The sequence below is a fragment of the Streptococcus sp. 45 genome (assembly GCF_900108865.1).
In the GTDB taxonomy this organism is placed as follows: domain Bacteria; phylum Bacillota; class Bacilli; order Lactobacillales; family Streptococcaceae; genus Streptococcus; species Streptococcus ruminicola.
Window position 1 is genome coordinate 42,278 of the sequence record NZ_FNXZ01000007.1, and the last position, 6,432, is coordinate 48,709.

The window sequence follows — 6,432 nt, forward strand, 5'->3', positions numbered from 1 at the left end:
CGAGTTTCTATGGGGAGTCCTTTCCCCTCATAGAGGCGCTAGCATTTTACAAAAAAGGAGAAATTAATAATGAAACTTCATGAACTTAAACCTGCTGAAGGTTCTCGTAAAGTACGTAACCGTGTAGGTCGTGGTACATCATCTGGTAACGGTAAAACTGCAGGACGCGGTCAAAAAGGTCAAAAAGCTCGTAGCGGTGGTAAAGTACGTCTTGGTTTTGAAGGTGGACAAACTCCATTGTTCCGTCGTATGCCAAAACGTGGTTTCTTGAACGTTAACGCTAAAGAATACGCTCTTGTAAACCTTGACCAACTTAACGTTTTCGAAGATGGTACAGAAGTAACTCCAGTTGTTCTTAAAGAAGCTGGAATCATTCGTGCTGAAAAATCAGGCGTTAAAGTTCTTGGTAACGGCGAATTGACTAAAAAATTGACTGTTAAAGCAGCTAAATTCTCAAAATCTGCTGAAGCAGCTATCACTGCAAAAGGTGGTTCAATCGAAGTCATCTAATTAAGGAGGACTCGGTATGTTCTTTAAATTACTTAAAGATGCACTTAAGGTAAAAAATGTTAGAAATAAAATTTTCTTTACACTTTTTATCATCTTTGTTTTCCGCGTTGGAACACATATTACTGTGCCAGGTATCAACGCTAAGAGTCTTGATCAATTAGGTGAACTTCCCTTTCTAAACATGTTGAACCTTGTCTCTGGTAATGCTATGAGCAACTTCTCTGTATTCTCAATGGGTGTTAGCCCGTATATCACAGCATCTATCATTGTTCAACTGTTACAAATGGATATTTTGCCTAAATTTGTTGAGTGGAGTAAACAAGGTGAAGTTGGACGTCGTAAGTTAAATCAAGCGACTCGCTACATTTCACTTGTCTTAGCCTTCATTCAATCTATCGGGATTACAGCAGGATTTAATACTTTATCAAGTATCTCATTGGTTTCTACACCGAATGTGAAAACTTATATCCTGATTGGTGCCTTGCTCACAACAGGTAGTATGATTGTGACATGGCTTGGTGAACAAATCACCGACAAAGGTTTCGGAAATGGTGTTTCAATGATTATCTTTGCGGGTATCATTTCATCAATTCCAAATGCTATTTCAACAATCTACGAAGATTTCTTTGTTAACGTTCGTTCAAGTGATTTAATATCTTCATACATCTTTGTAGCTTTGTTGATTGTAGCTGTATTGGCAATTGTGTTCTTTACAACCTTTGTCCAACAAGCAGAATACAAAATTCCAATCCAATATACAAAATTGGTTCAAGGTGCACCAACAAGTTCTTATCTTCCTTTAAAAATTAATCCGGCTGGCGTCATTCCCGTTATCTTTGCCAGCTCGATTACAACGATTCCAAGTACGATTATTCCGTTGATTTCAAATGGACATGATATTCCTTGGCTTACAACTCTAGAATCATATTTGAATTACCAAACACCGATCGGAATGGTAATTTACGCAGTACTAATTATTTTATTCTCATTCTTCTATACTTTTGTTCAAGTTAATCCTGAAAAAACAGCAGAAAACTTGCAAAAAGGTGCGTCATATATTCCTAGTGTTCGACCTGGACGCGAAACAGAAGAATATCTTTCTTCATTGTTGAAGAAATTAGCTACTGTAGGTTCAATTTTCTTGGCGTTTATTTCATTAACACCAATTATTGCACAACAAGCAATGAACTTATCTAGCAGTATTGCTCTTGGAGGAACAAGTCTTCTTATCTTGATTTCAACAGGTATTGAAGGAATGAAACAACTTGAAGGTTATCTCTTGAAGAGACAGTATGTTGGTTTCATGAACACAGCAGAATAGAATATAGGTTGACCTAGTCAACCTTTCTATTTTGTTTTTGAATAAGTTTAGCACTTCGGTGTTAAATTTATTTAAAAATAAAATAAGGAGAGTATCATGAATCTTTTAATCATGGGTTTACCAGGGGCTGGTAAAGGGACTCAAGCAGCAAAAATCGTTGAAGAATTCGGCGTTGCACACATTTCTACCGGAGATATGTTCCGTGCTGCAATGGCAAATAAAACTGAAATGGGTGTTCTTGCTAAATCATTCATCGATAAAGGTGAACTTGTACCTGACGAAGTAACTAACGGTATTGTTAAAGAACGTTTGGCACAAGCTGATATCGCTGAAAAAGGTTTCTTGCTTGATGGTTACCCACGTACTATCGAACAAGCACATGCTTTGGATGAAACACTTAAAAATTTGGATCTTAAATTAGACGGTGTTATTAACATTGATGTTAATCCAGACAGCTTGATTGAACGCTTATCTGGCCGCTTTATTTGCCGTTCTTGTGGAGCAACATACCACAAAGTATTCAATCCAACAAAAGTTGAAGGAACTTGTGATGCATGTGGCGGACATGAATTCTACCAACGTGAAGATGACAAACCTGAAACTGTAAAACGTCGTCTTGATGTTAACATCGCTCAAGGTGCACCAATCATCGAACACTATCGTAAAGCTGGTATTGTTTTCGATATCCAAGGTAACCAAGACATCGATGATGTATTTGCTGACATTGAAAAAGCAATCTCATCATTAAAATAATTTAAGAGTTTCTACTTGCACAAGTAGAAGAGTCGTGATATAATAGGCTAGTCTGGCTTATAATTGTTACCTCTGTGCTCAGAGGACATCAAATCGAAATTTAGGGGGTACTTTTGCGTGGCAAAAGAAGATGTGATTGAAATTGAAGGTAAAGTTGTTGAGACGATGCCTAACGCTATGTTTACTGTTGAATTAGAAAATGGACACCAAATCTTGGCAACTGTATCAGGAAAAATCCGTAAAAACTACATTCGTATTTTGGTAGGTGACCGTGTTACTGTTGAAATGAGTCCTTACGATTTAACACGTGGACGTATCACATACCGCTTTAAATAATCGAAATAATTGGAGGGATTAAAAAATGAAGGTAAGACCATCAGTCAAACCAATTTGCGAATACTGTAAAGTAATTCGTCGTAACGGTCGTGTTATGGTAATTTGTCCATCAAATCCAAAACACAAACAACGTCAAGGATAATATAGAAAGGAGAAAAAATGGCTCGTATTGCTGGAGTTGATATTCCAAATGAAAAACGTGTAGTAATTTCACTTACTTATGTATATGGTATCGGTCTTGCAACTTCTAAGAAAATCTTAGCAGCTGCTGGTATTTCTGAAGACATCCGTGTTAAAGATTTAACATCAGACCAAGAAGATGCTATCCGTCGTGAAGTTGATGCAATTAAAGTTGAAGGTGACCTTCGTCGTGAAGTGAACATGAACATCAAACGCTTGATGGAAATTGGTTCATACCGTGGTATCCGTCACCGTCGTGGACTTCCTGTCCGTGGTCAAAACACTAAAAATAACGCTCGCACTCGTAAAGGTAAAGCTGTTGCGATTGCAGGTAAGAAAAAATAAAATAGGAGGTAAAAAAATTGGCTAAACCAACACGTAAACGTCGTGTGAAAAAGAACATCGAATCTGGTGTTGCTCATATTCACGCTACATTCAATAACACTATTGTTATGATTACAGATGTGCATGGTAATGCAATTGCTTGGTCATCAGCTGGTGCTCTTGGATTCAAAGGTTCTCGTAAATCTACTCCATTCGCTGCACAAATGGCTGCTGAAGCTGCTGCTAAATCTGCACAAGAACATGGTCTTAAAACTGTTGAAGTTACTGTAAAAGGTCCTGGTTCAGGTCGTGAGTCTGCTATTCGTGCTCTTGCTGCTGCTGGTCTTGAAGTGACTTCAATCCGTGACGTTACTCCTGTGCCACACAATGGTGCTCGTCCTCCAAAACGTCGTCGTGTGTAATCATAATTGTTAATAGTACACAAGATTCGTTTCGAGGGAGTATAATAAATGATTGAGTTTGAAAAACCAATAATAACAAAAATTGATGAAAATAAAGATTACGGCAGATTTGTTATCGAACCACTTGAACGTGGATACGGTACAACTCTAGGTAATTCTCTTCGTCGTGTACTCTTGTCTTCACTCCCAGGTGCGGCAGTAACATCAATTAAAATTGATGGAGTACTCCACGAATTTGACACTATTCCAGGTGTACGCGAAGATGTTATGCAAATTATCCTTAATATTAAAGGACTTGCAGTAAAATCTTATGTTGATGATGAAAAAATTATCGAACTTGACGTTGAAGGTCCAGCAGAAGTTACTGCCGGGGATATTTTAACTGATAGTGATGTTGAAATCGTCAACCCAGACCACTATCTCTTTACAATCGCTGAAGGACACAGTTTGAAAGCAACAATGACTGTTGCTAAAAAACGTGGTTACGTTCCAGCCGAAGGTAATAAAAAAGAAGATGCTCCAGTGGGAACATTGGCTGTAGACTCTATCTACACACCAGTGAAAAAAGTTAATTATCAAGTTGAACCTGCTCGTGTAGGTAGCAATGACGGCTTTGATAAATTAACAATCGAAATCATGACAAATGGCACAATCATTCCTGAAGATGCTTTAGGTCTATCAGCACGCGTTTTGATTGAACACTTGAATCTGTTTACTGACCTTACAGAGGTGGCTAAAAACACTGACGTAATGAAAGAAACTGAAAAAGTTAACGATGAAAAAGTGCTTGACCGTACTATCGAAGAACTTGATTTGTCAGTCCGCTCATATAACTGTCTTAAACGTGCAGGTATCAACACTGTATTTGATTTGACAGAAAAAACTGAGCCTGAAATGATGAAAGTCCGTAACCTTGGTCGTAAGAGCCTTGAAGAAGTCAAAGTTAAACTTGCTGATCTTGGACTCGGACTCAAAAACGATAAATAATATAGGAGGATAAAATGGCTTACCGTAAACTAGGACGCACTAGCTCACAACGTAAAGCAATGCTTCGTGATTTGACAACAGATCTTTTGATTAACGAATCTATTGTAACAACTGAAGCTCGTGCTAAAGAAATCCGTAAAACAGTTGAAAAAATGATTACTTTAGGTAAACGTGGTGACCTTCATGCACGTCGTCAAGCTGCTGCTTTCGTACGTAATGAAATTGCATCTGAAAACTTTGATGAAGCTACTGAAAAATACTCTTCACAAACAGCTCTTCAAAAACTTTTCGATGAAATCGCACCTCGCTATGCAGAACGCAACGGTGGATACACTCGTATTCTTAAAACTGAACCTCGCCGTGGTGACGCTGCTCCAATGGCAATCATTGAATTAGTATAATTTTTATCAATTTTGTTGAGTGTTATGATGATGGAACCTTTTGGTTCTTAGTCTAGCTCTGGTCTACCGCTGGGGATTTTTCCCCAGCGGGAACACTCATCATATTGGTGATTGAGTAACGCTTGTTTACGAAATGTCTCTAGATTAGAAACACTTCGTAAGCAGGCGTTTTTCTATTTAAAAACTGCAACTACCTTCAATTTATGGATAATAGAACCCAATACCATATACTACTCAGCAATAATTTAATGCAATCGAAATAAGAATCTTTTGCATAGACTTTATAATAGCGAGTTTATACCTAAAAATGCCCTCTTTATACGGGAAAGATAGGATTTTTATCAAGGATGTATCAAATAACGCTTAAAAAGCTCCTGAGACGCTCTGAGGGCGGTTTGGATGAATTTCGCTGTTGGGGGAGTAAAAATCCAAGCGAGAAGCCTGTAGAGACCTTATTTGGTATTTTATGGAGAATAATCGAAGTGTCATCTTTTTAACTGGGAAGGAAATTCTAACGAGCATCGATTTCTTTATTTTGAAAAAAATTGTCAACTAACTAAGCTGTTATTATCAGAAAAAAATATGAAAACGGCTTAGTTATAATGGTGAAGCTCATAAACTCAGTTTATATGACAGTTTTTATGACATTGTTACAAAAAAATATCAAAAAAACTTAAAAAACATGTTGACAGTGTAGATGAAGTTTAGTATACTAAATAAGCTGTTGTTTGAGGCAGCAAACATTTCAAAAGGCTTTGAAAAAAGTTCAAAAAACTTCTTGACAAAGTTCACTAGAAATGCTAAACTAATATAGCTGTTGTTTGAGAGGACAGCGGCAACAAGTTTGAAACAAACTTGAAAATTTCTTGAAAAAGATGTTGACAAAGCGTTTCAAATTTGATAGAATATAGAAGTTGTCTCGAGTGAGACAAAGACCTTTGAAAACTGAACAATACGAACCAAACGTGCGGGTTACGGAAGTAACCTGTCAAAAACGATAAATCTGTCAGTGACAGAATGAGAACAAGATTAAATGAGAGTTTGATCCTGGCTCAGGACGAACGCTGGCGGCGTGCCTAATACATGCAAGTAGAACGCTGAAGACTTTAGCTTGCTAAAGTTGGAAGAGTTGCGAACGGGTGAGTAACGCGTAGGTAACCTGCCTACTAGCGGGGGATAACTATTGGAAACGATAGCT

9 protein-coding genes and 1 rRNA gene are annotated in these 6,432 nt (G+C 37.7%); all 10 read left to right on the plus strand.

Annotated features, from left to right (window positions below):
- Positions 1-69 precede the first annotated feature (69 nt).
- Positions 70-510, plus strand: coding sequence for a 50S ribosomal protein L15 (gene rplO / locus BMX18_RS08795; protein ID WP_003062876.1), 441 nt, complete (start codon positions 70-72; stop codon positions 508-510).
- A gap of 16 nt (positions 511-526) precedes the next feature.
- Positions 527-1,831, plus strand: coding sequence for a preprotein translocase subunit SecY (secY, locus tag BMX18_RS08800; RefSeq protein ID WP_039696042.1), 1,305 nt, complete (start codon positions 527-529; stop codon positions 1,829-1,831).
- A gap of 96 nt (positions 1,832-1,927) precedes the next feature.
- Positions 1,928-2,584 carry an adenylate kinase gene (locus BMX18_RS08805; RefSeq protein WP_074965567.1) on the plus strand — a complete coding sequence of 219 codons (657 nt, stop codon included), beginning with the start codon at positions 1,928-1,930 and terminating at the stop codon, positions 2,582-2,584.
- A 117-nt stretch (positions 2,585-2,701) separates the two neighbouring features.
- Entirely contained in the window at positions 2,702-2,920 is a 219-nt protein-coding gene (infA, locus tag BMX18_RS08810) for a translation initiation factor IF-1 (RefSeq protein ID WP_001040189.1), read from the plus strand.
- 25 nt (positions 2,921-2,945) lie between these two features.
- Entirely contained in the window at positions 2,946-3,062 is a 117-nt protein-coding gene (gene rpmJ / locus BMX18_RS08815) for a 50S ribosomal protein L36 (RefSeq protein ID WP_002959355.1), read from the plus strand.
- A 17-nt stretch (positions 3,063-3,079) separates the two neighbouring features.
- Positions 3,080-3,445: a 30S ribosomal protein S13 gene (gene rpsM, locus BMX18_RS08820; RefSeq protein ID WP_006531334.1), complete on the plus strand. Its 366-nt coding sequence runs from the start codon at positions 3,080-3,082 to the stop codon at positions 3,443-3,445.
- Positions 3,446-3,462: 17 nt separating this feature from the next.
- Entirely contained in the window at positions 3,463-3,846 is a 384-nt protein-coding gene (rpsK, locus tag BMX18_RS08825; RefSeq protein WP_003062885.1) for a 30S ribosomal protein S11, read from the plus strand.
- Between the two features lie 48 nt (positions 3,847-3,894).
- Positions 3,895-4,833, plus strand: a complete 939-nt coding sequence (locus BMX18_RS08830) for a DNA-directed RNA polymerase subunit alpha (protein ID WP_009853219.1) — start codon at positions 3,895-3,897, stop codon at positions 4,831-4,833.
- Positions 4,834-4,847: 14 nt separating this feature from the next.
- Positions 4,848-5,234 (plus strand): 50S ribosomal protein L17, encoded by a 387-nt coding sequence (rplQ, locus tag BMX18_RS08835; RefSeq protein ID WP_003067190.1) that lies wholly within the window; start codon positions 4,848-4,850, stop codon positions 5,232-5,234.
- Between the two features lie 1,029 nt (positions 5,235-6,263).
- Positions 6,264-6,432, plus strand: a 16S ribosomal RNA gene (locus BMX18_RS08840); the annotation flags it as partial.